The 26853-nt window shown below is 44.2% G+C and carries 32 protein-coding genes and 1 pseudogene; 14 read left to right on the forward strand and 19 right to left on the reverse strand.

The genetic code is table 11. From position 1 onward, the window contains the following. Positions 1-6: 6 nt before the first annotated feature. On the forward strand, positions 7-1338 hold the full coding sequence (locus H6H02_RS12275) for a GTPase (protein ID WP_190817951.1): 1332 nt from the start codon (positions 7-9) through the stop codon (positions 1336-1338). Between the two features lie 72 nt (positions 1339-1410). Here H6H02_RS12275 and H6H02_RS12280 read toward each other — a convergent pair whose 3' ends face one another. Both H6H02_RS12280 and H6H02_RS12285 read right to left on the reverse strand, forming a co-directional pair. Then, on the reverse strand, positions 1411-1926 hold the full coding sequence (locus H6H02_RS12280) for a dihydrofolate reductase family protein (protein WP_190817953.1): 516 nt from the start codon (positions 1924-1926) through the stop codon (positions 1411-1413). A 130-nt stretch (positions 1927-2056) separates the two neighbouring features. Then, positions 2057-3289, reverse strand: a complete 1233-nt coding sequence (locus H6H02_RS12285) for a DUF4336 domain-containing protein (RefSeq protein ID WP_190817955.1) — start codon at positions 3287-3289, stop codon at positions 2057-2059. Positions 3290-3748: 459 nt separating this feature from the next. On the opposite strand from H6H02_RS12285, the gene H6H02_RS12290 reads away from it, so the two are divergent. Then, positions 3749-3994 carry a hypothetical protein gene (locus H6H02_RS12290; protein ID WP_190817957.1) on the forward strand — a complete coding sequence of 82 codons (246 nt, stop codon included), beginning with the start codon at positions 3749-3751 and terminating at the stop codon, positions 3992-3994. 155 nt (positions 3995-4149) lie between these two features. Here H6H02_RS12290 and H6H02_RS12295 read toward each other — a convergent pair whose 3' ends face one another. Continuing rightward, the gene (locus H6H02_RS12295; RefSeq protein WP_190817959.1) at positions 4150-5055 is read right to left on the reverse strand and encodes a hypothetical protein; all 906 of its coding nucleotides are present in this window, start codon (positions 5053-5055) and stop codon (positions 4150-4152) included. Positions 5056-5644: 589 nt separating this feature from the next. Here H6H02_RS12295 and H6H02_RS12300 point away from each other — a divergent pair. Further along, a complete protein-coding gene (locus tag H6H02_RS12300) occupies positions 5645-5833 on the forward strand; it encodes a hypothetical protein (protein ID WP_190688105.1) in 189 nt (62 codons plus the stop codon). 4 nt (positions 5834-5837) lie between these two features. Here the strand turns inward: H6H02_RS12300 and H6H02_RS12305 are convergent, their stop codons facing one another. Beyond that, positions 5838-6374 (reverse strand): PadR family transcriptional regulator, encoded by a 537-nt coding sequence (locus tag H6H02_RS12305; RefSeq protein WP_190817961.1) that lies wholly within the window; start codon positions 6372-6374, stop codon positions 5838-5840. 291 nt (positions 6375-6665) lie between these two features. Here H6H02_RS12305 and H6H02_RS12310 point away from each other — a divergent pair, with 291 nt between their 5' ends. From H6H02_RS12310 to H6H02_RS12320, 3 genes are all read left to right on the forward strand, one after another. After that, on the forward strand, positions 6666-7559 hold the full coding sequence (locus H6H02_RS12310; protein ID WP_190817962.1) for a pirin family protein: 894 nt from the start codon (positions 6666-6668) through the stop codon (positions 7557-7559). 73 nt (positions 7560-7632) lie between these two features. Beyond that, positions 7633-7962: a hypothetical protein gene (locus H6H02_RS12315; protein ID WP_190818059.1), complete on the forward strand. Its 330-nt coding sequence runs from the start codon at positions 7633-7635 to the stop codon at positions 7960-7962. A 611-nt stretch (positions 7963-8573) separates the two neighbouring features. After that, a complete protein-coding gene (locus H6H02_RS12320) occupies positions 8574-8978 on the forward strand; it encodes a fasciclin domain-containing protein (protein ID WP_190444781.1) in 405 nt (134 codons plus the stop codon). Between the two features lie 264 nt (positions 8979-9242). Here H6H02_RS12320 and H6H02_RS12325 read toward each other — a convergent pair whose 3' ends face one another. The 4 genes from H6H02_RS12325 to H6H02_RS12340 all read right to left on the reverse strand — a co-directional run bounded on the left by H6H02_RS12325 (position 9243) and on the right by H6H02_RS12340 (position 11031). Beyond that, complete coding sequence (locus tag H6H02_RS12325) at positions 9243-9599, reverse strand: HNH endonuclease signature motif containing protein (RefSeq protein WP_190817965.1); 357 nt, start codon at positions 9597-9599, stop codon at positions 9243-9245. Further along, positions 9599-9958 carry a hypothetical protein gene (locus tag H6H02_RS12330; RefSeq protein ID WP_190817967.1) on the reverse strand — a complete coding sequence of 120 codons (360 nt, stop codon included), beginning with the start codon at positions 9956-9958 and terminating at the stop codon, positions 9599-9601. Before H6H02_RS12330 ends, H6H02_RS12325 begins: the two co-directional genes overlap by 1 nt. Positions 9959-10193: 235 nt before the next feature. Next, complete coding sequence (locus tag H6H02_RS12335; RefSeq protein ID WP_190817969.1) at positions 10194-10832, reverse strand: VTT domain-containing protein; 639 nt, start codon at positions 10830-10832, stop codon at positions 10194-10196. Between the two features lie 19 nt (positions 10833-10851). Beyond that, positions 10852-11031, reverse strand: coding sequence for a hypothetical protein (locus tag H6H02_RS12340; RefSeq protein WP_190817971.1), 180 nt, complete (start codon positions 11029-11031; stop codon positions 10852-10854). Between the two features lie 37 nt (positions 11032-11068). Here H6H02_RS12340 and H6H02_RS12345 point away from each other — a divergent pair, with 37 nt between their 5' ends. Beyond that, complete coding sequence (locus H6H02_RS12345; RefSeq protein ID WP_190817973.1) at positions 11069-11512, forward strand: hypothetical protein; 444 nt, start codon at positions 11069-11071, stop codon at positions 11510-11512. Here H6H02_RS12345 and H6H02_RS12350 read toward each other — a convergent pair. After that, on the reverse strand, positions 11487-11654 hold the full coding sequence (locus H6H02_RS12350) for a hypothetical protein (RefSeq protein ID WP_190817975.1): 168 nt from the start codon (positions 11652-11654) through the stop codon (positions 11487-11489). The genes H6H02_RS12345 and H6H02_RS12350 overlap by 26 nt on opposite strands. A gap of 22 nt (positions 11655-11676) precedes the next feature. Here H6H02_RS12350 and H6H02_RS12355 point away from each other — a divergent pair, with 22 nt between their 5' ends. Further along, a complete protein-coding gene (locus tag H6H02_RS12355) occupies positions 11677-12141 on the forward strand; it encodes a XisH family protein (RefSeq protein ID WP_190817977.1) in 465 nt (154 codons plus the stop codon). Further along, positions 12108-12431 (forward strand): XisI protein, encoded by a 324-nt coding sequence (locus H6H02_RS12360; RefSeq protein ID WP_190817979.1) that lies wholly within the window; start codon positions 12108-12110, stop codon positions 12429-12431. Before H6H02_RS12355 ends, H6H02_RS12360 begins: the two co-directional genes overlap by 34 nt. Before the next feature lie 102 nt (positions 12432-12533). Here H6H02_RS12360 and H6H02_RS27640 read toward each other — a convergent pair whose 3' ends face one another. From H6H02_RS27640 to nudC, 4 genes and pseudogenes are all read right to left on the reverse strand, one after another. Continuing rightward, a complete protein-coding gene (locus H6H02_RS27640) occupies positions 12534-12668 on the reverse strand; it encodes a hypothetical protein (protein WP_277922551.1) in 135 nt (44 codons plus the stop codon). A 90-nt stretch (positions 12669-12758) separates the two neighbouring features. Beyond that, positions 12759-14324 (reverse strand): AAA family ATPase, encoded by a 1566-nt coding sequence (locus tag H6H02_RS12365; RefSeq protein WP_190817981.1) that lies wholly within the window; start codon positions 14322-14324, stop codon positions 12759-12761. A 97-nt stretch (positions 14325-14421) separates the two neighbouring features. After that, positions 14422-14584 (reverse strand): annotated as a pseudogene (locus H6H02_RS27130) (Uma2 family endonuclease); the annotation flags it as partial. Positions 14585-14862: 278 nt separating this feature from the next. Then, on the reverse strand, positions 14863-15681 hold the full coding sequence (nudC, locus tag H6H02_RS12370) for an NAD(+) diphosphatase (protein ID WP_190817984.1): 819 nt from the start codon (positions 15679-15681) through the stop codon (positions 14863-14865). 420 nt (positions 15682-16101) lie between these two features. Here nudC and H6H02_RS12375 point away from each other — a divergent pair, with 420 nt between their 5' ends. Both H6H02_RS12375 and H6H02_RS12380 read left to right on the forward strand, forming a co-directional pair. After that, entirely contained in the window at positions 16102-18498 is a 2397-nt protein-coding gene (locus H6H02_RS12375; protein WP_199329130.1) for an MASE1 domain-containing protein, read from the forward strand. Positions 18499-18545: 47 nt separating this feature from the next. Beyond that, a complete protein-coding gene (locus tag H6H02_RS12380) occupies positions 18546-19862 on the forward strand; it encodes a response regulator (protein ID WP_190817988.1) in 1317 nt (438 codons plus the stop codon). A gap of 58 nt (positions 19863-19920) precedes the next feature. On the opposite strand, the gene H6H02_RS12385 is transcribed toward H6H02_RS12380, so the two are convergent. From H6H02_RS12385 to H6H02_RS12400, 4 genes are all read right to left on the reverse strand, one after another. Continuing rightward, complete coding sequence (locus tag H6H02_RS12385; protein ID WP_190817990.1) at positions 19921-20091, reverse strand: hypothetical protein; 171 nt, start codon at positions 20089-20091, stop codon at positions 19921-19923. A gap of 66 nt (positions 20092-20157) precedes the next feature. Next, positions 20158-21336, reverse strand: a complete 1179-nt coding sequence (locus H6H02_RS12390; RefSeq protein ID WP_190817992.1) for an MFS transporter — start codon at positions 21334-21336, stop codon at positions 20158-20160. A 492-nt stretch (positions 21337-21828) separates the two neighbouring features. Continuing rightward, positions 21829-22716 carry a hypothetical protein gene (locus tag H6H02_RS12395; protein ID WP_190817995.1) on the reverse strand — a complete coding sequence of 296 codons (888 nt, stop codon included), beginning with the start codon at positions 22714-22716 and terminating at the stop codon, positions 21829-21831. Between the two features lie 9 nt (positions 22717-22725). After that, a complete protein-coding gene (locus H6H02_RS12400) occupies positions 22726-24252 on the reverse strand; it encodes a DUF3696 domain-containing protein (RefSeq protein ID WP_190817996.1) in 1527 nt (508 codons plus the stop codon). A gap of 320 nt (positions 24253-24572) precedes the next feature. Here H6H02_RS12400 and H6H02_RS12405 point away from each other — a divergent pair, with 320 nt between their 5' ends. The 3 genes from H6H02_RS12405 to H6H02_RS12415 all read left to right on the forward strand — a co-directional run bounded on the left by H6H02_RS12405 (position 24573) and on the right by H6H02_RS12415 (position 25957). Continuing rightward, positions 24573-24917: a metalloregulator ArsR/SmtB family transcription factor gene (locus H6H02_RS12405; RefSeq protein ID WP_190817998.1), complete on the forward strand. Its 345-nt coding sequence runs from the start codon at positions 24573-24575 to the stop codon at positions 24915-24917. Then, on the forward strand, positions 24907-25428 hold the full coding sequence (locus H6H02_RS12410; RefSeq protein WP_199329131.1) for an SRPBCC domain-containing protein: 522 nt from the start codon (positions 24907-24909) through the stop codon (positions 25426-25428). Before H6H02_RS12405 ends, H6H02_RS12410 begins: the two co-directional genes overlap by 11 nt. A gap of 121 nt (positions 25429-25549) precedes the next feature. Then, positions 25550-25957 carry a VOC family protein gene (locus H6H02_RS12415; RefSeq protein ID WP_190453974.1) on the forward strand — a complete coding sequence of 136 codons (408 nt, stop codon included), beginning with the start codon at positions 25550-25552 and terminating at the stop codon, positions 25955-25957. 23 nt (positions 25958-25980) lie between these two features. Here H6H02_RS12415 and H6H02_RS27645 read toward each other — a convergent pair whose 3' ends face one another. Next, entirely contained in the window at positions 25981-26103 is a 123-nt protein-coding gene (locus H6H02_RS27645; RefSeq protein WP_277922552.1) for a hypothetical protein, read from the reverse strand. A gap of 69 nt (positions 26104-26172) precedes the next feature. Beyond that, positions 26173-26784: a TetR/AcrR family transcriptional regulator gene (locus H6H02_RS12420; RefSeq protein WP_190818000.1), complete on the reverse strand. Its 612-nt coding sequence runs from the start codon at positions 26782-26784 to the stop codon at positions 26173-26175. Positions 26785-26853: the final 69 nt, after the last annotated feature.

A 26853-nucleotide genomic window follows, 5' to 3' on the forward strand; every position in this document is an offset into this window, starting at 1 on the left:
ATGTCTATGACTGAGCAACGTGATGCTGATTCGTCGTCAAGGGATTCTCAGCAACCTAGCGAACCAACGGATGCTATAACGACTGAGTCGGTCAATGATTCTCGGAAAAACCACATTGTGGGTGTTTGGGACAACGCAACAGCACGCTTGAGGCAACTGCTACCTGTAGAACAAGTGGCACAAAAGGCTGTTGGGTGGTTTAGTGTCAGCGAAGACCGGGTTGCAGAGATTTTGGAGACGGTTCGAGCCGAACTCCCAACTACGGAAGCTTTGTTGATTGGGAAACCGCAAGCTGGAAAAAGTTCAATTGTGCGGGGGTTGACGGGCGTTTCTGCTGAGATTGTCGGTCAGGGATTTCGCCCTCACACGCAACACACGGAACGGTATGCTTATCCTTCTAGCGACGTGCCGTTACTCATTTTTACAGATACGGTCGGGCTGGGAGATGTAAATCAGGACACTCAGGCGATCGTTCAGGAGTTGGTTGGCGATTTGCAACAGGAGAGTCGTTCCGCCAGAATTCTGATTCTGACGGTCAAAATTAATGATTTTGCAACCGACACACTGCGACAGATTGCGGCTCAGCTGCGTCAGAAGTATCCAGATATTCCCTGTCTGCTGGCTGTCACCTGCTTGCATGAGGTTTATCCTCCCGGTACTGCCGATCATCCCGCCTATCCACCCGACTATGAGGAGGTTAATCGAGCCTTCAGTGCAATTCAACAGGCGTTTGCCGGAGTATGCGATCGCTCCGTTATGATTGACTTCACCTTGGAAGAAGATGGTTACACTCCGGTATTTTATGGCTTAGAGGCGCTGCGAGATACCTTGGCAGACCTTCTACCAGAGGCGGAAGCGCGGGCGATTTATCAGTTATTGGATAAGGGCGCTAGCGAACAAATTGGCAACCTCTACCGGGATGTTGGACGCCGTTATATGTTGGCATTTTCCATCATGGCAGCTGCGATCGAGGCGGTACCGTTGCCATTTGCCACCATGCCTGTCCTAACTGCCTTGCAAGTCTCAATGGTCGGCCTGTTAGGAAAATTGTACGGGCAAACCCTGAGTCCATCGCAAGCGGGGGGTGTCGTTAGTGCGATCGCTAGTGGCTTTTTAGCACGAGCAGTCGGACGGGAGTTAATTAAATTCTTGCCTGGTTTTGGGAGCGCGATCGCTGCTTCCTGGGCAGCTGCCTACACCTGGTCATTGGGCGAAGGTGCCTGCGTCTATTTTGGTGACTTAATGGGAGGGAAAAAACCCGATCCGCAGAAAATTCAATCTGTGATGCAAGAAGCGTTTAAAACAGCGCAAGAACGATTTAAAGGAATCAAGCGTTAAGAAAGCCTGTGCCGAGTTGCATTTCAGCAAGAATTGAAACAGCGCATCGATCGCTATTACTATTTATTCGCTTCAATGCACGACATCATAAGACAGTTGCACAAGACCAGAACTATAAGTTTGACATTTAGTAAAATTTAAAGATTGAGGGTTTGTTCCATGTTCAAATAATGGAATTCCTTCACCCAAGACAATCGGGTGTATGGAAAGTATCAGTTCATCTACTAGATTGTTGCTCATCAACTCATGCGTCAGTTGAGATCCGCCAACCAACCAAATATTCTTTCCCTCTACCTGACGCAGTTGCTCTACAAATTTCTTGATATCTTCTGTTATCACTTCAGCATTGCTATCTGCTAAAAATAGAGGATTTCTTGTAAAGACATAGCTTTTTACACCTTTGTAGGGATACTCGCCGAAAGTAAGAACTTGCTCGTAAGTTTTCCTACCCATTAGAAGAGTATCAACACTAGCAAAGAATTCTGAGTAGCCATAATCTTGGTCTGTGAATAACCAGTCAATGTCGCCAGACTGCCGCGCAATATAACCGTCTAGGCTGGATGCAATGAACAGTATAACTTTCCGCATGGCACCAATTTGATAAATAGCCTTAAGGCATTATAACTATTGATTATCCGCAGGAGTCTATTACACTTATTCGTAATGTTCTCAGCGCGATCGCTTAGCGTCCCGGAGATAAAGATAGGTTCATTTTGTCCTACACCTTTTCCTTTGCTGGCGGCACGATGCCAAGCTTGTTTAAACCTTTATCCAGTACCTTTAGTAGTTGAAAATCTTGCTCTGGCAAGGGATAAGTGCTACTGCTGAACAATCCTGCACCTTGAGAAGGCTGCTTTTCTAGGAAGGAGAATGCTTGTCGAAACTGATGCGGTTCTGCTTGAATTGGCGAGTCAAAATGGCAGGGAATAATTCGCTGAAAGTCCCAACTCGCCACCTTATCTGCCCATTCGATGGTTTCTTTGGGTGCGCGGTTGAGAATTAAAGTCTGTAGAATTGGTGCTACAAACAGACGACCATCTCCTCGCAGCGCATCGAACGACCGCTTCCAATCTGGCTTCCATCTGAAGGGAAACAAACCGAAATAAGCTTTTTTGGAACGTTCCGGTGCTTTGAGTGCATTGCGAAACACCTCACCCCATTTGGGGACTTCCAGTACGCCTGGTTGGAAGTACAAAGTAAATAGGGAGATGCGCTGCCATCCCTTCTGACGATTTGCCTGAGTGTTGGCAACGATATCAGACGCTTGCTCCTTGGCATGGAACAGCAAAGGATAGGGGTCTAATTGGACAATTGCCGGCGGATCTTCTGGTATGGAAATTACCGAGTCGGTTACAAGTAGCGAGCGCGATCGCTTGTGAAAAAATGCAACTTCTGCAAACTTACCCGGTCCCAGGTAGATAGGACCCAGTATCGCGTAGTCAAACTGGTTGGCAAAGGGAGTAGTGCGGCTGTCTTGTGGAAGTACCTGAGTTCGTTTGGAAGGCAAACCCAGCCAACTGAGGGGGAGATTGAGGGGAAAACTCCACTGAGAAGGAGCCACAAAAACCTGTGCAAGCGGAAAACATCTAGCAAAGGGACCCACGAAGACTTTGTGTTCTAGTCCAGAAATCGTGGGTAGGATGATGTACTTGACATCTCCGTGTTCTGCTACCAATTCTTTGACAAGCCGGATACACTCAGGAGTCGGCGCAACCGGCGCATAGACGAGCAAACCCCCTTCATCTAGCTTAACGACCGTCATGCGAATCGGCACGACAACGTAGAAGATGCCCTGAAGCTGGTCAAAAGTCCAAACTGTATCTTGAACGACTTCTTTGCGGATTGTCCGCCGACTGCCAAAAGGATAGAGAGGCAAAGTGAACCAGAAAGACCAGGAAAAGTCCCTCAGATGAATCTGTTCTTCGTTTAGTGTGCGTTCATCATCAGCCACTTCACGACCCCCTTCCGCATTCGCTCAATCTATGTTTATTTGAACTTCAGAAGTTGGAGTGTAGCAAATTGTTGTCACAATAAACTACATTTTTGTTAAAACTAAGTCTGCTTATACCATTTTAGATTTCAGATTTCAAATTTTGGATGGTGGAAGACTGGCAGCGATCGCGTACAGCCCTTTGGGCATGAAAATAGCGAAGCGAGGCGTTAGCCTCGCGCTGAAAGAGTCAGTTCGTGTCTTTGACAGTAGCCACTGACAACAATTTATTTGTACTCTAGCGATCCTCAATGAATTCCTCAAGGCGAAATACCCGAAAACTCTTACGGAGTCGGGTATCTGAAAGGTTAGCTCATCATTCAAATGCTAGGATTGCGACTACACGCTATTGAAGGCTGGACGCGGTTTCTGAGCGATTGCACAAGAACCCCGGAATTTGGGATTTTACGGTTGAAGTCTTTGAAATGGTTTTTTTTAAAAGAGCGATCGCGTCTGTATGTCACGACTAACGGAGTGTGGCTTGAGATGAACCCAATTTACTTAGTTACAGCCATTTTTCTCGTCTTTGTCACCTACAAAAAACCTGACTGGTTTTGGCAAACCCGAAAGACACTCCTCATTAGACGTAGAATTGGCGATCGCGCTACAGCTATTTTTTGTTACGCACTTGCAGTAGCGCTCATCATCAGCTCGATTATTCAATAATCGCTCCCCCAATCCTTTCCTTCTACAAGGAGTGCTGGTATGCCAACGTCCTTTGGTAAATCTTTGGCATACTAGCGCTTTTCCCTTGCGTTCTTTCCCCTAAAACTCAAGCTGGAAATAACAGTTTATAACTCAAATTGGTGTTGGGAGAATTCTTAGGGAGATACGGCTTTCAATCCTTTAGCTGTTAGGATTACCTCAGCTCCTTTCTTCACTGTTAAAGTTGTTGAAGAGTCAGATCCTTCAGGCTGGTCGGGATTGCTGATTGGTGTCTCAAGAATGTAAAAATAATCCCCATTCGCCCAGCCTGTGGTGCAACTTCCATTCCGACAAGTCGTTTTACCTCCAGTTAAATTGATGCATTTCCCATTAGCATCACAACCACGGTAGCTAAGATTTCCCGTTCCATTGACCCCTGACCAAGATTTTGCATTACCAACCGTTATTGTCCACTCACCATTACTGAGAGTTTGTGAGTCAGTTGGAGCTTGAGAGTTTCCATCCTCGATAATCTCCATTTTAGTGATGAGGGATTCTTTTTTGCTTTTGCCGCAAGGTTCGATGCTTTCGCAATCGTTAACAGAGAGTATTTCATAAGAGTTACGAACTTTCTTATTTAGAAATGTTTTTTCTTGTTCGCAGACTTCAAATGATGCGCCCACATTTCTCTCAATTCTGTTTTCATCTAGTAGGGTGACGTAGCATTTGAGGTCGCCTTGTACCATGCTTGTGACGGTACCAATGGTTGGCTGCTTAGCTGGAACTTGCTTATTTCTGCCACCTTTAACTTCCGTATTCGTTTGAACTTTGTTAGAAGAATTATCGCTAATTTCGGTATTTGTTTTAGATTTATTAGTGCTAGCTTCTGTATTTGCTTGAGGTTTATTAGAAGAATTAGCTTTAACCTCGGTATCTGTTTGAACTTTATTAGAAGAATCCGCCTTCGTTTCCGGGGCGTTATTTGGTTGATTTTCCTGAGAAGCATTCGGAACCGAGTTACCACAACTCACAAGCCAGACGGAGCAAATAGTGAATGCAATCGTCTTTGTCAACTTTTTCATGTTTGAGTTTTTTCCAAAATTGAGTGAGTGCATTCTTGATAACTACGCTTTTGGGTCAGGAATAGGTAAGTAACAGGTATCTTCACTTCAAATTACTCTGTTTCCCGAAGCGCTAGAAAGTCTATGCTTTCCCATAAGTTCTAAAATCCATATAGACCAAGGGTTTTAGTTCGGAAAATGGAAACCGATATTGGCTGTTTTTTAACGAATCCCCTTCCACTTTGGTGATGCTACACATCAGATACCCCCAAAACCTGCAAAGGGCGCGAGCGCATCCCACATGGATGACTGAGTGCATCCGCGCCGTTAGGCGATCGCTAGAAAAAAGAAGCTATTTTTTCTTTTTGCAAGGAGTATCGGAGAGAAATCAGGATTCTCACCACCCTTTTTAAAAACAAGGATATGTTCTCCCTTTTTCAAGGGAGTTTATGCAAGTTCGTACCTTATCCGAAAAGGATTAGATGCCTTTAATAAAGAAAATTAGCAATTTTGGGTGGACTTGTTTGGATAGTGTAGTTGCTAGAGTAATTTTTCCCGTTTAACTGATTCAAACCTGTAAGAAGAATCACAGTAAAGGGAACTCAGAGTTATGACCGATGCCCGTCAAATGAAAATTCAATGGATAGCTGCTGAATTCAAGCGGTTAAATGCACAGCTTTCCGAGCTTTTGGAACAACAAAAGCAGATACCGAGGGAATCTTATGATTGGTGGCAATTGCAGGATCTGATTAGCGAAGTGGAAGACGAGATAGAAGCGTTGGTTTTTACCTCTAGTTGATTCATTATGCGTTTCCGATCGCTTCTATAGCAGTCTTGAGCCAATCAATGTAAGTTTGTTCTCTGCGGATCGCTAATTCTAGTCCGAGCCGTTGCAGAATCTGCTCGCGGCTCGCAGAGCGATCGCTAAGGGTTGGCAAGTCAATACTTTCACACTCAGCGAGCTTTTGGCGGCGTGCGGCTAGTTGCTCCTCTAACAGTTGAAGGATGGCTTCATCCGGTAACTGGGCGGCAAAATGCAACTGCACGAGCAAGGGATCTCGCACGGTTGGCAAGGGCTGAGGACATTGCAGCCATCGGATTAATTCGGCTTGTCCTGCCTCCGTCACGCTGTAAACTTTGCGATTTGGGCGATCGCTCTGAATCTCTACAGTACAGGTAATCCACCCTTGCCCAACCAGTTTATCAAGGGTTCGGTAGATTTGGGCTTGGTCTGCGGGCCACAAGTGAGCAATACATCGATCGAAGCAGCTGGTTTTCAGGTCGTAACCCGTCCTCTCTTCTTGCTGAAGTAAACCCAGAATTGCGTGTGCTAGAGACATAGACGGTTTTCCGAAGAATGAAGTAGTGGAAACTCTATTGGTTACTTACGATCTTATGCTAATATAGGACTAGTCAAATATAAGATTAGTCAAAAAAGATGAAATTAATCATGGTTAGCTCCGACAAAGAACCCAACAAATAGGTCTTGAGTTAAACAGGGCACCCGCTTCTTGCTGTCCGGGGTTTATGACCCGTGGATAGGCTTTCAGACTCTACAAGAGCGGGTTATCCGCATATTCTTCGCCTTGCTTGTTATAAAACTAAAAACGAAGGCATCAAGGAGACAGTTGATGACGACTCAAATACGAACGATGCGAACGGTTGCAGGCATCATTAACAGTGTCGAAACGCTGGAGGGTGAAGGGATGCTTGTGCGCCGCCCATTCCCCAAAAGCACCTTTTCAGACTTCGACCCCTTCCTCCTCCTTGATGAATTAGGGCCAGTTGATTTTGAGCCAGGTCAAGCAAAAGGAGCGCCGAATCATCCTCATAGAGGCTTTGAGACGGTTTCCTACATCCTTGAGGGGCGCTTGGAACACAAAGATTCACAGGGTCATGCAGGACAGTTGGGTTCCGGTGATGTGCAGTGGATGACAGCAGGAGCGGGTGTTGTGCATTCAGAAATGCCAGAGCGGGAATTTGCTCGGACTGGCGGACGGCTTCACGGACTGCAACTTTGGGTAAATCTGCCTCGGCGGGACAAGATGATGAAACCTCGTTATCAGGAAATCTCGGCGGAGCAAATTCCCACGGCTCAGACAGATGATGGCTTGGTAACGGTAAAAGCGATCGCTGGAGAAGCGCTGGGAGCGAAAGCAGCGATCGCAACGCAGACTCCGATAATGTACCTGCACTTCACGCTCCAACCGGGCGCAACGGTGGTTCAGCCGGTGCCAAAAGAATACAATGCTTTTACATATCTGCTAGATGGAGAAGGTTTGTTTGGTGCAGACAAGGAACGTGCAGGAGATGGGCAGATGGTGTTGTTTGCACAAGATGGTGAGGAAGTAGCAATTTCAAATCCATCAGATGCGCGATCGCCATTGAACGTGTTGCTCATTGCTGGCGTACCGCTAAACGAGCCAGTTGTCCGCTACGGGCCATTCGTGATGAATACCCAAGCAGAAATTGTTCAAGCGATTGAAGATTATCGTAACGGGAGGATGGGTTCCATTGACTTCTAATACACTGCTACAACGAATACATCAACATCAATATCTGCGCGATCTACGGAACAAATTGTTGCACCTCCACCGGGTGTTGCTTGACACAGAACGCATCACTTACGAACAGGTGCGCGGACGGGTATCAAATACAGAACTCCTGAAACTCGTGATTGAGCACGAACAATTTGCTTGGCTGCATCGCCTTTCTGAGCTGGTTGTGCAAATTGATGAAATGCTCTCTAGCGATGAGCCTGTATCGCTGGATGATATCCAAAATCTGATTACCAATGCCCGCACGCTGCTGACACCGTCAGAGGTAGGCAATGGGTTTGCCCGGAAATACTACAATGCTTTCCAACGCGAACCGGGCGTTGTGTTGGCACACGCAACGGTATCAGAGCTGCTTGCACCTGATAAATAAGGCTAAGTGAAGAAAAAGCACCGCAACTTACCTTGCGGTGCTTTTCTATTGGTACGGAAATCTTTGAGAGTTCTTTAGTGCAAGCAACGATCTAGGCTTCATCTGAGAAGAGTGCGATCGCTTGAGCAACTTTTGGCATCTCTTCAGACAGGCGCTGGGGTTTGCCCAATCGCACTTACCGTTACAGAACAGAAAATACAAAACAGAACATCTGCTTTCGCTGAATCGCTGCTTCAGGTTTCCACTGCTCCGCATTTGCCAAATTCAGTTAAGCAGGTTAATCTACAAGATTAGGATAAAACTACATGAATTTATATTAAAAATATGAGAAAGTGCTGCCTCGGCTAGATTTGCACTAATGCTAGCTATTTCAGTATTTATTGTTATAAAAATGCTAAGTAATTTTCTTAAATAAAATCGAAGTTTATCTTATAACTTTTACATAAACTCTACTTAACCTAAATTGAACTTATAGCTTTATTAGTATAAAGGGTATCCAGTATTTCTGCGGCTCTCCGCTCAACCAAGTGGGTGTATGCCTAAAGGTACAGACAAATTATTAGAATACCCTTTATAGTTGTTAACAAGAGACAAAAAACTAGGTAAAAAACTTGGCTAATATCGTAGATACCGCCGTTCAGGCTGGTTCATTTAACACCCTAGTTGCTGCCGTCAAAGCTGCTGGTTTGGTTGATACACTACAAGGCGCTGGTCCCTTCACTGTGTTTGCGCCTACTGATGAAGCTTTCGCTAAACTTCCCGCAGGTACAGTAGATTCCTTGCTTCAAGATATTCCGAAGCTTAAGCAAATCCTGACCTATCATGTCGTTTCCGGCAAAGTGATGGCAGCTGACGTAGTTAAGCTGAAGTCAGCTACTACCGTTCAGGGTTCAGATGTGAAAATTGATGCTTCCAATGGTGGCGTCAAGGTGAATGATGCAACAGTTGCAACAGCCGATGTTGCTGCTGATAATGGTGTCATCCACGTCATTGATACAGTATTGCTTCCTGCGTAATTAACGCAAGAAATAGTGAATACTCTGTGTGGGGCAGCGATTATTTATAATCGCTGCCCCACTACTATTTGAATAGATTTACTCTATGGGAAAGTTGCGAGTACGTTTCTCAAGCGATTCTTAGGGTTAATATGCGATCGCGTTGCGTTAACTCGTCAGTTTGCATAGCTTACTATAAACTAGTCATTCTGCTTATCACCGATGACGATATAGGTAGTTTTAAGGAAATAAACTTAGACGAATCCATAGCTGCCGCGCCGTTACTTATGCTTGGCTATTCATCTCTAAACAAGCAATCGTTACTCTTCCAATGGGCGTTTTTCCCACAAGCGTTCCAGAACTGCTGTCTACTTGGAAATGGTCGTCCCATTGGTCTTGCCTTAGATGAAAGAGACGAATAGGGGTATTGGATTCAGGCTCAACTCCACTGATGCGAGTTCCTTTGCGAAGATTGCAGGAGCGACAAGCAAGCGCCAGATTGAATTCGGCATCAGCTCCGCCTCGGTAAAGAGGGACAATATGTTCGACTTCAAACGGGAAGTTGAAAACTAGCTCTGGAGCATGACAATATTCACATTGATGAGCAGCGTGGTCAGCGACTAGAGTATAGAAAGGGTTCATTAACTCAGTTGTTGCACCAAAGCTGCTGTTCGGGCTGTGGCTGCTTTCAATTCAGCCTCAACCAGTCTATCTAACTCTGCTTGCTGTTCTGGAGGTAGCACCTGTCCTTCATCGCGTGCTGTTCGCCACAAACTCATCAACTCTGATAAACGCTGTTGCTCCCCAGCACTAAAAAACCAGTCAGGACGAAAACTCTGGATAAGCAGTAATGTACCCGATTCGCTACCTTCTAACTGAGCTGTTAACGCATCGAGCGCTTCACCTGCGGTTTTACCAGTTGATTGCTTATCACCTGCGATCGCTCGATAAAGCCTCTCGCCATTGGCATCAGATACTGGCAAGATAGCGACTGTAGTCATGTCTTTACCTGAAAGCCTTTTGTCTAATTATAGTTGGAGCAAGATTACCGCAACTGCCTAAGCTGAAACTATAACGACAGGCGATCGCGCTTCTACGTGTAGCCAAAATTTAGCAGGGATGCGATCGCACTCATGCGAAGCGAGGCGTTAATCTAGCGCTGACTTGTCACTTGGCTCTGTTTGTGTGAGGTTGCGATCGCTTTTATCGGATCGCCGCCATTCAGCACCTAGCCGATCATTGCTTTGACTGGCGTTGGACAACAGCGGTGACGATGCCGATGCCGAATGCTGCGAGGATCGCAAAGCCTAAGAGTAACTTACTGCCTTCAAAGATTCCAGCGCCAGCAGCGACCCAAAGCGGTTTGGCAATCAGAATGCTGACGATAAGGGCTAAGAAATAGCTTTGCCAACTCATTTTGGTCATTCCGGCAGCATAAGCGACGAAATCAAACAGTCCGGTCATCAAAAGACCCGTCATTAGGAAAAAGTTGCCTTCTAAATGTTGTTGAGCGAGGCGATCGACTTTTTCCATAAATTGCTGACCGACAAATTGCTCTACTAAACCCCGTCCGTAACGACGAGCAATATAGAAATTGAACGTACACGAGGCTAAATCTGCCAACGCAACGACTAGCAATCCTTGAGTGAACCCAAAAAGACCTCCTGCTAAAATCGCGTAAGCAGTACCTGGAAGCACTGGCACGATAATACTGGTAAAGCGCAGCCCAAATACGATCGCGGGTGCCCAGATGCCAAACTGCTCCACCTGTTCTCGAACTTGCTCAATCCCATATTTGTTGAGCAGCCAGATTGCTAAAGTAATGAGAAATCCAATCGCAAACCAGCGCAGAATTTTGATCCAGTTGTACTTCATGCGGCTCAATACTCGAAATCTATTTGGTATGGTTGCATGATAATTGATGGCACTGTGATAGAGCGATCGCGTTGCGCTGACAAGTCAGTTCGCGCAAGTTGATTTGAGGTTGCGATCGCAAGTGCGGGTGATGAATGCGATCGCTGTTGAAGGGAACTGAGAAGTCGTGCTGAGTGTCATACAGGTTAAAGCATCGCACGCTCCCATCTTTTTCCTTTTATTAATAGCAACCGACTATGAAGACTCTGCTACTCGCCAGTGTATTCGCTTCTTTTTTGGCGTCCAATCCCTTAAATGTGTCCTCAACGAACACGCCTTCTCAAGCAGACTGGTTTCGGTTCATCGTTCAACCGGGTACGCCTGGACAAGTGTTAGAACGTCCTTTGGTGAGTGCAAAAGGTGGCGCGGGAAATATTACGGTTCGTACAGACCTATCTGCCTCAACTCCTTGCCAGAACCTCAGCGGTGCGGCGGAACGCAAAGGCAAGAAAGTAACAGTGCGCGTTACCATCCGTCCACGTGAGACTGGTGGATGTATCCTTATGGTCGGCAATTTCCGCTATGAAGCTAATCTTAACAAGCTTACCCCTGGCAAGTACCAAGTTGAAGTAATCCACGAATACCCGAATAGTGGTTGGTTAAGTGAGACAGTATTCAAGCGTCAGGTGAGCGTAAGATAAGACAGGAAATTTTCCCCGAATAGCGATCGCGCAAGATTGTTTGAGGATGCGATCGCGCTTCTACGTGCAGCCAAAATTTAGAAAGGATGCGATCGCGTTGCGCTGACAAGTCAGTTCGCGTAGCGTACCATAAGCTAGTCATGCGGCTTGTGACCGATTAAGTCATGCCTCAACGAGATGCGATCCATAACATCATCAGGCAAGCTCTCATCAAAGAGGGTTGGGAAATCACGGACGATCCCTATGTCATATCCTATGGTGAGCGATTTCTGTTTATCGACTTAGCAGCAAGATTAGATGCCGTCAGTGGTATTGCAGGGCGATTTATTGGTGCCAGACGCGGCAGCAGTCGAATCGCTGTTGAAATCAAGGAGTTTCGAGGCAATTCGGCAATTGCTGATTTGGAGCAAGCGATTGGTCAATATCTTCTTTATCGACTTCTACTTGAACAGGTCGATCCAGATCGTGAATTATATCTCGCTATTGCAGACACAACTTTTGACGGGATTTTCAGCGAACCGATTGGTGAGTTGGTGAGGCGTGAGTTACCGATGAAATTGCTTATTGTAGATGTAGCGGCGCAAGAGGTAAAGCAATGGATACCACCACTCAAGAACGGGACATTGTAAAGCAAGTAATTCAAAGATACGCCCAGTTCAAACCTTCACACGGCGATATTCGACTCGACACGGTATTTGACGACACGCAAAACCGCTATGCACTGATGCAAGTGGGTTGGGATAGAGGACGAAGAGTTAGGGGAAATTTGATTTATGTGACTCTGCGTGAGGGTAAGGTTTGGGTGGAGTATGACGGGATGGAACAGGGAATCACCAAAGACCTAATCGCCGCAGGTATTCCAAGAGAGCGAATTGTTCTGGCATTTCTCCCTGAAGAGCAAACTGCTGCAACTGTCTAAACTCAGACTAGATAATGGGCGATCGCGCTTCTAAGTCAAAATTTCGCAAGAATGCGAGCGCACAAGTTTGTTCGAGGATGCGATGGCACAACTTACTATAAGCTAGTCATTCGGCTTCTGACCGATTAAGTCATTCCCCAGCAAGATGCGATTCATCACATCATTAGCCAAGCTCTCATCAAAGAGTGTTTGCGCTTCATCACGTGCTGTTCGCCACAGATTTATCAACTCAGACAAACGCTTTTGCTACTCGGCACTAAAAAACCACTTAGGACGAAAATCGGGATAATCAGTAAGCTTCTGTGGGCACTGTCTATCTTACTAGCTTCACTCCTTATAAGAGACTAACGCAGACTCTATTTGGTGAAGCATTTGAACAACCTCTGAAGCTGATTCTTTGAAAGCAGTTTTAGCCAACTCCGGATTCTCTTTAATCCAAGCTTCTACTTCGTGAAGAAGAGCCTTTTTGCAGCCCTGCCGAGATTTACTATTTGGCATCTGCAAAACAGAATCTATCTTTGATTGGAATTTTTGAGGATAGTATCGTTCAAAATCATGCTTGCTAAACTGTAAAAAATGGTCCTCTCCCCATCCACTACTGGTATAAGTCCTCTTTAATCTTTCGATTACTTTCTTTTCCTCATCACCTCCATCTATGATGACCCAGGCTAAATTCTTATAAATTGGCTGCAAATGTAAAAAAACGAACAGCTTATTAAAATCCTCAAATTTGGTCTCAACTTCATTCACCGAACGAGCTGAGAATGTCCTGATTCTGTCTTTCAACTCCGGAGTAAACCAGGGAATCAAAAACTCTCTAATAATTTTTTCTGCTGTTGACTCTTCAAGGATTAACCAAGCAGACCATATGTCAAAATCGAAAAGTTCATAGCCTAGTTCCTCAAGAACATGCAAACGAGCCTCTGATGAATCACCGACTTCTTCAATCTCTGAGGTGGGAAGCCGATCCTCAAATTCCATTGTTACTCGAAACAGTTTACTCTCGGATTGAGAACCTAGGTACTTCACAACTATATTCGAGTGCGTTGTAATTATAAACTGATTAGTCTCGGCTTTCTCCGCAATAAGTTTAAGAAGTTTCTTTAGTGCCTTCGGATGGACATCATTTTCTGGCTCCTCAATAAGGAAGAGCTGGTTGTTAGCAATGCACAAATCTACAATAAGCCCAACTAAATTAGCAATACCTTCTCCCATCGCTTCCAAAGGTATGCTCTCAAAATTACTCACAACGTAAGCAGCCTTCTTACCTTGTTCCGAAGGTATTGCTGTTATTTGAAATCCTAGTATTTCTCTACATGCCTGAACATATTGTTTATTTGCTGGCATTTCAGGATTGGAAAGACGATCAATCTTCGCATACAAATTTGAGAAATTACCTCTTACGGAAGAAGTAGAATTTAAATTAACCATTTCTTCATAAGTGGCAACCTTTCTTCTTGAGAGATAGGGATAAATAAAATTTTCAGGCTCCTGGTTTGGAATTGAGTATGAGTAAAAGGAAAAGGTATTCATTGTATTGGTTAATGAAAGCTCGCCGGGTATTCCTTGAATATGAATATGACGATTAAAAAATTCTATTCCAATATTGTTTGGCGATGACAAAGAAACCTTAATTACCTTGTTTAGCTCAGAGCTTTCAGGGAAAAACTGTTTGATGTTATTCAGTTCTATTTGAACAAATCCATCTTTCTGAGATAATCGTAGATCAGTATGAGATAAGCTTGAGCCGTATTGCACCCATGCTACTGATTTCAGGAGTGTTGACTTTCCAGAATTATTAGGACCAATGACTAAATTAATTCCCTTAGATAATCCAACACTTGCACTAACAAAACTTCTAAAGTTGCTTAACTCGACTTTGGAAACCCACATATGGTCAGCTTTGTATAAATACAATAGTAGCTACAATCGCAATTATATAAGCTTTCAAAACATGGCATGTTTACCTCTCTTAGCGGTTCTACAGGGAACCCAAATAAAACGAGGCATCCGGTTGCACTTCCTCACAGCCTGTTTTACGGTAGGTGCAGTTGTCGTCACCGTCTAAATCAATGTTTCAGTGCTAGAAGGTATTCGTCCCAAGTTGCATGCACCCAGGTATCGGTTGGTAGTTTCGCTTGTAGTTGGCTCATAACAACCCTTTTGGCTACCGATTTCTCACATCTTAACGTAGGAGAGATCACCTCCCGTTATCCCCAAAACAGGGATAACAAGATGACGCAACTGCCACTGGATATCCTGGCACAGGATGCGATCGCTGCTTTGACCAAGAACCATGCTCAACGAGATCGCACACTCTGGATGTAGAGGATGAACAGTAGAAGCGATCGCACTTCTAGTTGTAATTAAAATCAACCAAAATGAGCGTTATCCTCATTCACGCTAGCGATCGCAATATCATCCGAATCCCTTAGGAAGTAGAAACAAACCAGTCGAGAAGTTTTCGAGCAATGCTCAGTTTAGGAGGAATCAGCGGTAGATTGTCTTTACTAAACCAAGCAGCATCTTCCAATTCTTGTGGGTCGATGATAATGTCGCCACTAGCATAGGTGGCGGTGAATCCAATCATCAGCGAGTTCGGAAAAGGCCAAGGTTGCGAACCAAAATAGCGAATATCCTTCACTTCTATGCCAACTTCCTCCCGGACTTCACGCACAATTGTTTCTTCAAGTGATTCTCCCGGTTCGACAAATCCAGCAATCAAACCGTACATTCCGGCTGGAAACCGAGCAGCACGAGCCAATAATATCTCCTCACCGCGAGAAATAAGTACAATCACCGCAGGCGACAGGCGAGGATAATTGACTAATCCACACTTAGGACAACGCTTGGCACGTTCGTTGGGTAATTGGGTTGTGGGAGCCGCACACTGTCCGCAATACTGATGGGTGCGATCCCATTCCATAATCTGAATCGCACGACTGCTGAGCGCATACAAGTCTTCGTCTAAGGTGCCGTACAATTCGCGCAGTCCTTGCAAAGTCATGCCATCAGCTATCACCGCATCTTTCGGCAGTTCCGCTGAGTAACAAGGTCTATCGTCCAACGTGCCGAGAAATTGCGATCGCACGGGTACCAAGCCAATCTCTGCCAAACTGACGAGGGTAGGAATTGTGCTGAGTGTCCCTTTCCCTCGAACCAACAGCTTATTGCCGACAAAGGCGAACCACCATGCAGGTTTAGATTGTACTGGAGGTGGAGCAATGCCGGGGATGAAGGTTCGATACATATTCGAGTAGAGTGCGATCGCGTAACCTGCCTACGGCAGTCGCCTTCATCGTATCATTGCGATCGCTTACAACATCATTTCCCCTAACAGCGGAACAATCAGCGCATAAAGTGTTATTTCGCCAGTTTTTTCAAGTTTGGGAGATGAACGATTTAACTTTGAGGGTAACTGGAAATTACTTCACATTTATTTAACAAAACCCCACAGAAGCGGGTTTCAATAGTCTGCGGAGGCGGACTTTGTTTGTATAGCCGTAATTTCTAATCCCCAAGTATATTTGCTTGGTATTTCTGTGGCTTAGCCCAAGTCAATCTCATCCCCTGTTAACTTCAAATTCAATTTGGGAACTATAAGGGTAGCAGCCTTTCTCAAGGTTTGCTGCTCTATATAGTCTGTGCGCGGAGACCGGAAATGCAGCCGATGGCGATAAAGCAGAAATTCCCAGTTAAACTCGACCGCACTTTTTTGATAGCAGCGCTGGTAATTCCGATTGTTCACCTCTATTTGGGATACGTAGGATTATCCACCACATTTGTAAATGGTGCTTCCGTATTTTGGCCTTCACTCGGTGTCTTTTTGGCAGCGATGCTGCTACTGGGCTATCGCGTCTGGCCGATCTTATTTGTGAGTGATTTCATTGTTAGCCATATTCTTTTTTTCCCAAACAACCTTTTAATCAGTCTGATTATTCCTGCTGTCAACCTGATTACCCCATTCAGCGGGACTTTTTTAATTAATCGCTATATCAAACGCCACAATTTTTTAGACCGATCGCAAGATGTTTTTAAATTTATCATCCTGACTATCCCCACTCCTCTGCTCAGTTCCCTTCTGGCTGCTGTCACGCTTTGCACCAGTGGAATTGCGCCCTGGGCAGCATTTGCAGAAGTGTGTCGAACTTGGTTGGCATCAGACAGCACGGGCATTTTGGTTGTTACCCCCCTATTGCTGGCATGGTTGTCAAAATCTAAACTTTCTAGAAAATTCCACAAGCAACAAATTATCGAGTTTGTTTTTGTATTGATCTGGGTAATCGCGATCGCTTATATCGCTTTTTCAGGAGGATACCCAATCGAATATATGGTAATTCCTCCCCTGATTTGGTCGGCGTTTCGGTTTGAAGCGCGGGTATCAACGCTACTCGTACTAATTGTGTCAGCGATCGCAGTTTTTGGAACCGTTCGCGGCTTTGGATCGTTCGCCAAACAAGCCACGCCCAACGAGTCGCTCATCCTACTGCAATCGTTTATTTGTGTGATTGCGATTATCACATTTGTCATCTCTGCGGTGACGAGTGAAAACCGCAAGGCAGAAAGAAAACTCCGGGAAGCGAATGATGAATTAGAGCAACGAGTTGAAGAACGGACGACTGAACTCAATGAGGCGAAAAATTCTGCCGAAGTTGCCAACCAAGCTAAAAGTGAATTTCTTGCGAACATGAGCCACGAACTACGCACCCCCCTCAACGGTGTCCTGGGATATGCTCAAGTTCTTTCTGCTGCCCCGAATCTTACCGAACAGCAACAACACGGCATCGATATTATCTATAATTGCGGCTCTCATTTGTTAACGCTGATCGAAGACGTACTCGATCTCTCCAAAATCGAAGCGCGTAAGATGGAACTGCTTCTGAGCGATATACATCTCCCTGGCTTCCTGCAAGGAGTCGAGGAAATTTGCCGCATTCGCGCCGAGCAAAAAGGCATTCAGTTCATTTATCAACCACCTGATAATTTGCCCATTGCGATCGCAACTGACGAGAAACGCTTGCGACAAGTGCTGCTGAATCTCTTGGGCAATGCGATTAAATTCACCGACTCCGGTAGCGTGACATTACGAGTGGAAGTGACTGAAAATTCGCAGCAACCAGCATTCTTGAGGCTTCGCTTTGCGGTTGAAGACACTGGTATTGGGATGTTACCCGAACAACTAGAGCAAATTTTCCTCCCCTTCGAGCAGGTTGGCGATACCAAGCGACAAGCAGAGGGGACTGGATTGGGACTTGCGATCGCCAAAAAAATTGTCGAGATTATGGGAGGAGACCTCTACGTTAAGAGCTTACCAAAAGTGGGTAGTACCTTTGAGTTTGAGATCGAGTGTGCTTTAGCGACGAACTGGATAGTTACCAACACCGTTTCCATCGGTCGAATTTCTGGTTATTCAGGCGATCGCAAAAGCATTTTGATTGTGGACGATCGATGGGAAAATCGCTCAGTCATGGTTAACTTGCTGCAACCCTTGGGATTTACTGTCATTGAAGCCAGCAATGGACAGGAAGGGCTGGAGAAGGCGCATCAAGTTCAACCAGATTTAATCATTACCGATCTGGTGATGCCTACCCTGAATGGTTGGGATTTTCTGGCGCGGCTGCGCCAGTCAGAAACGTTGAAAGATGTGCTAGTCCTTGTGTCATCGGCAAGTGTGTATGATGCCGATCGCCGTAAAAGCCTTGCAGCAGGCGGCAACGATTTTCTGGCTAAACCCGTGCAAGTCAAAGAGTTATATCACCTCTTGGCAAAACATCTGCAACTCGACTGGATCTATGCTGAGGCAAAACCTGTTGAACGTGCGATCGCAACCCGCTTTGCAAACGCAACCGAAATCACTGTGCCACCTCTACCTGAATTATCAACCCTACTGGAATATGCCAAGCGGGGACAAATCAAAGGCATCCAACAAGAACTGGAACGACTTGCCCAACTAGATGACAACTATCAGATGTTTGTCAATCAATTAACTTTGTTAGTAAAAGAGTTTAATATTCGGAAAATTCGCCAATTTATCAAAGAAAATGTAGGTGGATTTTCCCATCTATAAATACATCAGATAATGTACCCTAATTTGACCGCAGGAGCAATTAAGAAATGTCAATTAATTCCGGTCACGAAATTATTTTAGTCATTGATGATAACCCAACCAATCTAGAAGTACTTCATAATGCTTTGGGTTCTTTTGGCTATGAAATTTTGGTAGAAATGGATGGTTTTAGTGGAATCGAGCAAGCCAGAAGCTATCTGCCAGACTTGATTTTGCTAGATGTCCAGATGCCAGGAATTGATGGATTTGAAACCTGCCGTAAATTGCAGGCAGATCCATCTACAAAAAGTATCCCAGTAATTTTTATGACGGCGCTGACTGATACCACAGACAAGGTGAAGGGGTTACAGTTAGGAGCCGTAGATTATATTACAAAACCGTTTCGTCAAGAAGAAGCACTTGCCCGGATTCAAACCCATTTAAAAATTCGACGTTTGAGCTTAGAACTCGAACAACAAAAAAAAGAACTTGAACAAGTTGTTCAAAACCGCACGGCTGAATTAACCTGCACCCTGCAAGAATTGAAGAAGACACAATTGCAGTTAATTCAGAATGAAAAGCTGTCTACAATTGGTCAGTTAGTTTCTGGGATTGCTCATGAAATCAATAATCCCGTTGGTTGTATTACTGGCAATTTAGAGCAAGCGACGCTTGCTGTTAAAGATGCAGTTGATTATATCCGTCTTTATCAAACTAAGTTCCCTAATCCTGGCATAGAAATTGAACAGAAAGCCGAAGAGATTGAGCTTGAATATCTTCTAGACGATTTACCGAAAATGTTCTTCTCTATGCAGACAGGAATCGAGCGAATCCGCAACATTAGTACATCGCTCAGAACCTTCTCGCGTGCTGATGTAGATTTCAAGGTATCAGTGAACATTCATGATGGGCTTGAGAGTACCCTGATGATTTTGCAACATCGCTTGAAAGCTCACGATTATCGTCCGGCAATTCAAGTCATTAAAAAATATGGTGAAATTCCTAAGGTTGAGTGTTATTTAGGACAACTCAATCAGGTCTTCATGAATATTTTGGCAAATGCAATTGATGCTTTGGAAGAAGCAAACCAGGGGCACACTTATGAAGGTATTAAAGCAAATCCTAACCAAATTATCGTTAAAACCCAAATGAAAGATGAACATCAGGTTGCAATCCGAATTGCAGATAATGGGAGGGGCATGACGAAAGATATCCAGCACCGCATCTTTGACCATCTATTTACGACCAAACCCGTTGGAAAAGGAACAGGTTTAGGATTAACGATTGCTCATCAAATTATTGTTGAAAAGCATGGAGGAACGATTGAAGTAAATTCGGAATTGGGACAAGGCACAGAGTTTATCATCACACTTCCAATTGTGTAATCTAGTCTCTAAAACTACATCAGATTAATTAATGCCTCAATCAGCTCTAGTTTTGACCCTAAAATTTTGACCATAAAATTATGAGTGAGACAGGTGCTGTTAAGGTGGCAATAATTTTGAGAGAAGCTTGTAGTTCTTGGATAGCGATCGCCTGGTTAATGATAATGTTAACCAGTTGAGCTGTGGGTAACAGAAGCCTCCCCTGGATTGCATATACACATCTGTTCATACAATCTTGTTTCTTACCACTGGCAAGGATGCGAAATGGATGCAACGCCTGCCAGTGGTAAAGAATTCAAAAAAGCGCAATCAGTAGGGCAATGGGTGCTGCAAGTAACATCCACATCGTAGGTTGCAAACCATACTGTTGAGCAACCAAACCCAATGCAAACGGCGCTAAACCACCCACCAAACCTGCCAGGTTGTTGAGCGTCATGACGGTTCCGCTCTGCCCCGGCATCGCTGTGTACAATTGCCCCTGGAGAATAGAGTACCATCCCGAATTAAGGAGGCCCAGGAAGCCAAGAATGACTAGCTTGAGATTGATATTGGGTGCAACCAAAAAAGCTGGATAAAGACACAAAACAAGGATGGCGCTAACCTTCAAATAAGCAAGTCCTTGCACTCGTTCGAGTAAGGGAATTAGGAGGAAATCTCCCAATAAGCCAAACCCCAACCAGACTGTGAGAGCAAAACTCGCTTGTGTGTTGTTTACACCTACTACATCAACAAAATACAGCGCCAAAAAGCCACTCAAAACATCCAGCATTAAATCGGAAAATTGCAACAATGTTAACCAACGCAACACGTTACCTCGTTTTAAGCTTTGGATGGCATAACGGATGCCATCTTTGAAGCTGTGCGTGGGTTGATCAACATCACCGGATGCCGTTGGAGTTGCGATTGGATACTGCCACAACATTCCTACAAGTAATACCGTCAGTACTGCCAATAGTAAAAACACACTCCGCCAACTTTGATGGAATGCGATCGCACCCGCTAAAGCCAAAGGTCCCAGGACATTGCCAAGCGAACCCGCTAATCCCCACCGTGCCATGTTTTGCTCGTGGCGAGTCGGTTCCATGTCCATCAGCGTCGCCTGGGAAAGACTGACAAAGGCACCGGATGCAGGATAAAACAGCACAAAGGCTGCTAACAGCCAGGAAAAGTTATCGCTAAGGGAGATGAGGAGTAATGCGATCGCAAAACCAACGCCTCCCCCCAAAATCAATTGCCGTCGCTGTCCAATATCTGCCCAAATTCCCAGAATTGGCTCTATCAGGCTGCTGATTGTATTGGGTATGGTCAGTAACAGTCCAACTTGCAGGTAAGAAAGATGCAGGTCATTGCGAATCAATGGATACGCAGCACCCCGGACTCCATCCACCAGTTCGTCTAATAGCTCAATGACCAGGAAGATCATCGTTAACAAAATGACAGTCCTGGTCGTTTTGTTTTTACTATCCAATGACATCGTGAAATTCTCCCATCCTCAAAATTTGAACACCAGCGCAACATCTTCAAGGGCGTTGGCGAAAGGAGGGGGAATCCACGAACAGACTCTCCGCCTTAGTTGTAAGGCGAATCGCGGGTTGGATTGAGTTCTAGAAGCTTACCAGGGAGGAAAAATCATAGAGGTGAAGGGCAAAGAAAGGACTTGCAAATACGTCTGTAGCCTATTGTAGGCATAACAGAAGAGATTGTGTTCTTGACGGGTTGAAACTCTACAGACTAAAAAGCTTGCAACAACACACAGATACTATCGAGGTGATTGGAATAATATATGAACAGAATCTACACAATATGCCAATTTAGGGAGTTAGACAGATAAGAGCTGTCTAATCATGAGTTGAGCAACTAAGTTATCGATAAAGACAGTATTCCGAGATTTCTGGTTGGAGGTTCAAGGTTCAATTTACAAATTTTTTTTTTGAGCTAATGTACCGAGGACTGTTCAGAGCAGATTCTATAGTCCGTCATCATGCTCACCTTCACCATAATATTTTAAAAATCTGAGCTTTTTGTTAACGTACTTGTAGTGAATTCTTGTTGAGGAGGGCCGTTGAGTCACCCTGAAACGATATTCTTTCCTTTGTACCAAATATTCATCTTGCAGATATGAGTCTTTCGCTGCTTCTTGCTTGTTTAACGTTAACCTTCTTGCGGTGTATTCAATGATATATTCTCTATGATTTTGAACTTTTACAAGATCTTTTAAGAATGTATTTGAAAATTCATATTCATAAAGGGGTTCTCTGTTCAATTTCTTAAACATAATCTTTAAGGCTTCGTTAAACTTTTCAATTTCATTTACACTATCAGGCCAGTAATCTGATGCTAGATTGACACAATCAAGCCATTCTCTTGGCTCGGCTATAACCAAAGGAATTATCTGAAAGGAGTGACAATCGCATAAAAAAAGGTAATCTTCTTTCAACCTATTGACACTCAAGCAAAAATACACATTTTCATTTCTGTCAATTACTATATGCATTAAATCCAAAAAAGCAAGTAAGGTTAAATCTCCAAGATTGCTACAGTCTAAATCGGGTTGAACCAAACACGAAGTTAAGTTTTTAGTGTTTTGAATACATTCCTTTGCATTATTAAAAGCTCTATATATAACTTGTACTATTTGCAAATTCCAATCTCTATTTAGTCGCCAAGGCGGTAATTGCGGAGAATCCCAAAGTAGCTTTTCTAGGTCATCTGTCCAATATATTTTTGTAATTCGATAATTATTGATATAATCTAAATTTTCCAGCAAATGTTGCAAGAAGTTATCTCTCTGCTCTAAATCTTGCCAATCAGGTTCAGATATAAACAAATTACCAGGATCAAAAACTGTTCTCATAACTTCTTTCTATTTTGCATTTTTACTGCTATTGGCTCTAGAAATTTGTCGCTTCCTTAGCCCTGCTTTTAGAATATTTTCCTGTTCTAATGCCGCTTGATCAAAAAAGTCTACAGGCCAGTTGGTAATCCCAAAATTTTCATCAATACATATTTCTTCATAAGTAGAACCAGAATCATTTGCACTAATAAAATAAATTCCAATCAAGTTCTTTAATACACCTATTTCATCCTCTACAATTCTTCTAACCAATCTATTTATAATATGATCGCTATGGGTTTCAACCATTACTTTCTTACCGGATTGAGCTAGCGCAATAAAGTAATCAGCTAACTGCATTTGAAGGTTAGGATGCAAATGAATTTCTGGTTGTTCAAGCAAGAGAGTATTTCGAGGTGGCATCCTTAGTCCTTCTAAAATGATTGGAAATATTTGACTTACCCCAAAGCCTACATCAGCAATACTAACGCGAGTTCTAGAGGCAGAGCTTGAGTTAAGATCCAAATAAACAATTTCATTTTTAAGTTCAGATTTAAATCCTCTTATATTCATCAAATCCAACCACTCTTGCACAGCAGCAGACAAGGTTAATTCTCTCTTCTGTTTAAAGGAGTTGGTTTTTTTATCGTAAAAATAATGATTGGAAACACTCTTATCTTGATCGATTAAATAGATATAAGCAGCATTCTCTCCTTTGATACCAATTTCTGTAATTTCATCCTCATATATGTATCTTCTAGATGGTTCCTCTCTCAAAGGTCCCAAATAACTGTATGAGGAAAAAATAGTTTGGAGTAGATTACTTATTCTATAAGTAGAAAATGAAATATCTGATAAACTGACATGTTTTTCGGAATCATTTTCAACCGAGATAGGTCCGATAGAAAACAAACTAGTAAACTTGATTTTTGCAGACGGTATTTCACCCGTGTTAACTAATTCTTCACGGCTAATTCTATTTCTTAAGTTTTTCCAATTAATTGTGTAAAAATCATTATCGATGAGCTTTATATCAATGAAAGCACCTGGTATTTTTTGATTGTCAGAACCTAAGGCTTCAATGCTAAACTGAAATTGCTCGACAGTTATTGTTTTAATATAACTTTTCCTCTTACTTTTTGCTTTAGGCAATTTTAATACTACTTTGGTATAAATTGAGATATCATGAGTTTGAGGCAAATTTCTTCTAGGAAAAAGCTCTCTAAGCGAAAAGCTCAATGGAATAGAATTTGCTCTAGATGCTGACCTGCGATCTTCTTTGGTTATCTTAAAATTAAGCTCAAAAATTAACCTATTATCTAAATCTTTTTCAAAAATTATATTTTCAAATGAACCCAGATGTACTAATCTTCCATTAAGTAAAATAATTTGATTTGGCTTTTGGCTTTCGATAGTTTGCTTTAGCAAAAGAATACTTTGTAGGATAGAACTCTTCCCACAGCTATTAGTTCCGCACAAAATAGTAATTGGTTTAACATTTAAATTTTCTAGGTTGTTAAATCCCTTGAAGTTTCTCAAAGAAATAGTTTCTAGCATATATTTTACCTTCAAGTCTCTTTGCCACTCAATCAAGTATACTCTTTGCCATTTCTATGGCTGTAGTCGAGGCAGGTTAACAACCGACACATCGGACGGACAAACACCGCTAGTGGGGGTGTCCGAGATTATCTGCCGACGTTGACTACAAACGCTTAGCATCCTGCAAATCCTGTCCTGCTTCTATCTGAGCATAACAGCGACTGTCAGGGCATACCCCACTGCACTGTAATAGTCCAAGCGATCGCTTAAATCAGCACTTGACATTCTTGGATAGTTTATTTAACCTTTTAATTAATTAACTGTATGGTTAAATAAGAGTGTCTTCCGATCAACTGAGCGTCACCTTTGCCGCCCTTGCCGATCCCACCCGGCGTGCAATCCTGGCTCACCTTGCCAAGGGTGAGGCATCGGTTACTGAGTTAGCAGAACCTTTTGAGATGAGCCTTCCTGCCATTTCCAAGCATCTCAAGGTGCTGGAGCGTGCCGGACTGATCGCGCGGGGTCGGGAGGCTCAATGGCGACCCTGCCAGATCAAAGCGCAGCCACTCAAGGACGCAATGGATTGGATCGAGCAATATCGCCAATTTTGGGAAGAGAGACTTGATCGGCTGGATGATTACCTGCACGAGTTACAAACCCAGGAGAAACAAGATGGGCAATAGAAATGATTCCATTGATGCTCAAAGCGAGGGTCTACGACCGACCTCCGGTCAACGCGAGATCGTCATCACCCGTGTCTTCAACGCGCCCCGTGAACTGGTGTTCAAGGCGTGGACTGACCCGGAACACGTAGCGCAGTGGTGGGGGCCGAAAGGCTTCACGACGAAGGTGACTGAGCTGGATCTGCGTCCAGGCGGTAAATCACGCTACGTCATGATTGGCCCAGACGGCACAGAGTACCCAGGCAAAGGTGTCTTCCGCGAAATCGTGCCTCTTGAACGGATTGTTACCACTGATGAATTTGATGAAGGCTTTGAAAAGGTCGTGAACGCCGATCTACCCAAGGGAATGGTGATGACGGTGCTTTTCGAGGATATGGACGGCAAGACCAAGCTCACACTCCGCATTGTGCATGAGTCTGCTGAAGACCGCCGGAAGCATGAGGAGATGGGGGTTATTGGCGGGTGGAACTCCAGCTTTGACTGCCTTGATGAGTTCTTGGCGAAAGCTTGAGTCTCCCTTGCCACGCATGAGACGGTCAACTGGTGGTCTTTTGTGAAACGACTCAAGCGGAACATTAGTTTCGCCTTGCCGATACTTCCATATATGCAATGAACTCTCAAAAGGAGGAAATATGGCTACTAAAATTTTCGTGAATCTGCCTGTAAAAGACCTGAATCAGTCGGTTGAGTTTTTTACGAAACTTGGCTTCAGTTTTAACGCTCAATTTACTGATGAAACGGCGACTTGCATGATCGTCAGCGATGACATCTTCGTGATGCTATTGACTCATGACAAGTTTAAGACGTTTACTCCGAAAGAAATTTGTGATGCAACCAAAAGCACAGAAGTGCTGGTTTGCTTATCTTCTGACAGCCGAGAACAAGTCGATGAAATGGTTCGCAAAGCAGTCGCCGCTGGTGGATCAACCTACAATGAACCACAAGACCACGGTTTTATGTACGCACATGGGTTTCAAGATTTAGATAGCCACATTTGGGAACTTGTCTACATGGAACCTAGTGCAATAAATCAAGGTTGAAAACGGAATCAGAGGAATGCCATTCAAGGGTCGATCGTTGTGGTGGTGAAAGGAATTTTGGGTTGAGCGATCGCTAAGGCAGATTGCAATGCCCGATTTTCCAGTTGGTAAATTTGTGGCGATCGCATACCTAGAAATTTGCCCACAACTAACTCGGTAGTCCCCGAATGTCATCAACTGTTCGGGGTGTGGGGACAAGAACGTGCAACTCCAGCTTAGGCTTCTGGGAGGAGATACATCAGGCTATCAATCAAGCGATCGCTCTCCATCGGCAGAATATCCTGACTGTGAAGCACTTTCTGTACCAGCATGAAATGAACTAAGGCACCTATCAAAATGCGTGCAGTTGCTTCGGGGTCGGCAATCTTTAAGTTTGGATACGATGCCAGATACTGGCTCAAGGTTTCAACGCTAGGTTTTACTAGCGTGCGAACAAAGATTTGCGCCAGTTTGGGAAAGCGCCCAGACTCGCCAATAATTAGCCGCAACAGGGCAATTTCTTCGCTATCACAAATGATCTCATTCAATGCCTTCGTTAATAGCTGCCGCAACATGACCCGACCATCTCCTTCCGGCAGCAGGGAACGTTGGATGATGGAAAGCTTTCTGTAAGCAAACCGTTGGATGAGGGCGGTGAACAATCCTTCTTTATCTTGAAAGTAACTGTAAACCGTTGCTTTGGATACGCCAGCCGCCTTCGCCACCCGATCCATGCTGGTAGCGGCATAGCCATGCACCAAAAACTCTTGCATTGCGCCTGTCAATATCTGTTCGGCTTTCTCTCCCAACCCATCCTGCTTCGGTTCCGTCATCTTCGTCTGTCTCATCCATTCCCGATCTGATTGTCACAGTCATTCTAGGGGCATTCGCTTTGAGGAGTTCTAGAGAATTTTCAG

This window comes from Coleofasciculus sp. FACHB-1120 (genome assembly GCF_014698845.1).
Classification (GTDB): Bacteria; Cyanobacteriota; Cyanobacteriia; order Cyanobacteriales; family FACHB-T130; genus FACHB-T130.

Excerpts from the sequence above, each read along its gene's own strand:
- nudC (WP_190817984.1), bottom strand. The coding sequence starts at position 15,681 with ATGTATCGAACCTTCATCCCCGGCATTGCTCCACCTCCAGTACAATCT.
- H6H02_RS12300 (WP_190688105.1), top strand. The coding sequence starts at position 5,645 with ATGACCGATGCCCGTCAAATGAAAATTCAATGGATAGCTGCTGAATTC.
- H6H02_RS12380 (WP_190817988.1), top strand. The coding sequence starts at position 18,546 with ATGTCAATTAATTCCGGTCACGAAATTATTTTAGTCATTGATGATAAC.
- H6H02_RS12350 (WP_190817975.1), bottom strand. The coding sequence starts at position 11,654 with ATGACTAGCTTATGGTACGCTACGCGAACTGACTTGTCAGCGCAACGC.
- H6H02_RS12295 (WP_190817959.1), bottom strand. The coding sequence starts at position 5,055 with ATGAAAAAGTTGACAAAGACGATTGCATTCACTATTTGCTCCGTCTGG.
- H6H02_RS12390 (WP_190817992.1), bottom strand. The coding sequence starts at position 21,336 with ATGTCATTGGATAGTAAAAACAAAACGACCAGGACTGTCATTTTGTTA.
- H6H02_RS12275 (WP_190817951.1), top strand. The coding sequence starts at position 7 with ATGACTGAGCAACGTGATGCTGATTCGTCGTCAAGGGATTCTCAGCAA.
- H6H02_RS12310 (WP_190817962.1), top strand. The coding sequence starts at position 6,666 with ATGACGACTCAAATACGAACGATGCGAACGGTTGCAGGCATCATTAAC.
- H6H02_RS12335 (WP_190817969.1), bottom strand. The coding sequence starts at position 10,832 with ATGAAGTACAACTGGATCAAAATTCTGCGCTGGTTTGCGATTGGATTT.
- H6H02_RS12375 (WP_199329130.1), top strand. The coding sequence starts at position 16,102 with ATGGCGATAAAGCAGAAATTCCCAGTTAAACTCGACCGCACTTTTTTG.
- H6H02_RS12360 (WP_190817979.1), top strand. The coding sequence starts at position 12,108 with ATGGATACCACCACTCAAGAACGGGACATTGTAAAGCAAGTAATTCAA.
- H6H02_RS12345 (WP_190817973.1), top strand. The coding sequence starts at position 11,069 with ATGAAGACTCTGCTACTCGCCAGTGTATTCGCTTCTTTTTTGGCGTCC.
- H6H02_RS12385 (WP_190817990.1), bottom strand. The coding sequence starts at position 20,091 with ATGAACAGATGTGTATATGCAATCCAGGGGAGGCTTCTGTTACCCACA.
- H6H02_RS12400 (WP_190817996.1), bottom strand. The coding sequence starts at position 24,252 with ATGCTAGAAACTATTTCTTTGAGAAACTTCAAGGGATTTAACAACCTA.
- H6H02_RS12325 (WP_190817965.1), bottom strand. The coding sequence starts at position 9,599 with ATGAACCCTTTCTATACTCTAGTCGCTGACCACGCTGCTCATCAATGT.
- H6H02_RS12365 (WP_190817981.1), bottom strand. The coding sequence starts at position 14,324 with ATGTGGGTTTCCAAAGTCGAGTTAAGCAACTTTAGAAGTTTTGTTAGT.
- H6H02_RS12330 (WP_190817967.1), bottom strand. The coding sequence starts at position 9,958 with ATGACTACAGTCGCTATCTTGCCAGTATCTGATGCCAATGGCGAGAGG.
- H6H02_RS12410 (WP_199329131.1), top strand. The coding sequence starts at position 24,907 with ATGGGCAATAGAAATGATTCCATTGATGCTCAAAGCGAGGGTCTACGA.
- H6H02_RS12355 (WP_190817977.1), top strand. The coding sequence starts at position 11,677 with ATGCCTCAACGAGATGCGATCCATAACATCATCAGGCAAGCTCTCATC.
- H6H02_RS12420 (WP_190818000.1), bottom strand. The coding sequence starts at position 26,784 with ATGAGACAGACGAAGATGACGGAACCGAAGCAGGATGGGTTGGGAGAG.
- H6H02_RS12280 (WP_190817953.1), bottom strand. The coding sequence starts at position 1,926 with ATGCGGAAAGTTATACTGTTCATTGCATCCAGCCTAGACGGTTATATT.
- H6H02_RS12395 (WP_190817995.1), bottom strand. The coding sequence starts at position 22,716 with ATGAGAACAGTTTTTGATCCTGGTAATTTGTTTATATCTGAACCTGAT.
- H6H02_RS12305 (WP_190817961.1), bottom strand. The coding sequence starts at position 6,374 with ATGTCTCTAGCACACGCAATTCTGGGTTTACTTCAGCAAGAAGAGAGG.
- H6H02_RS12415 (WP_190453974.1), top strand. The coding sequence starts at position 25,550 with ATGGCTACTAAAATTTTCGTGAATCTGCCTGTAAAAGACCTGAATCAG.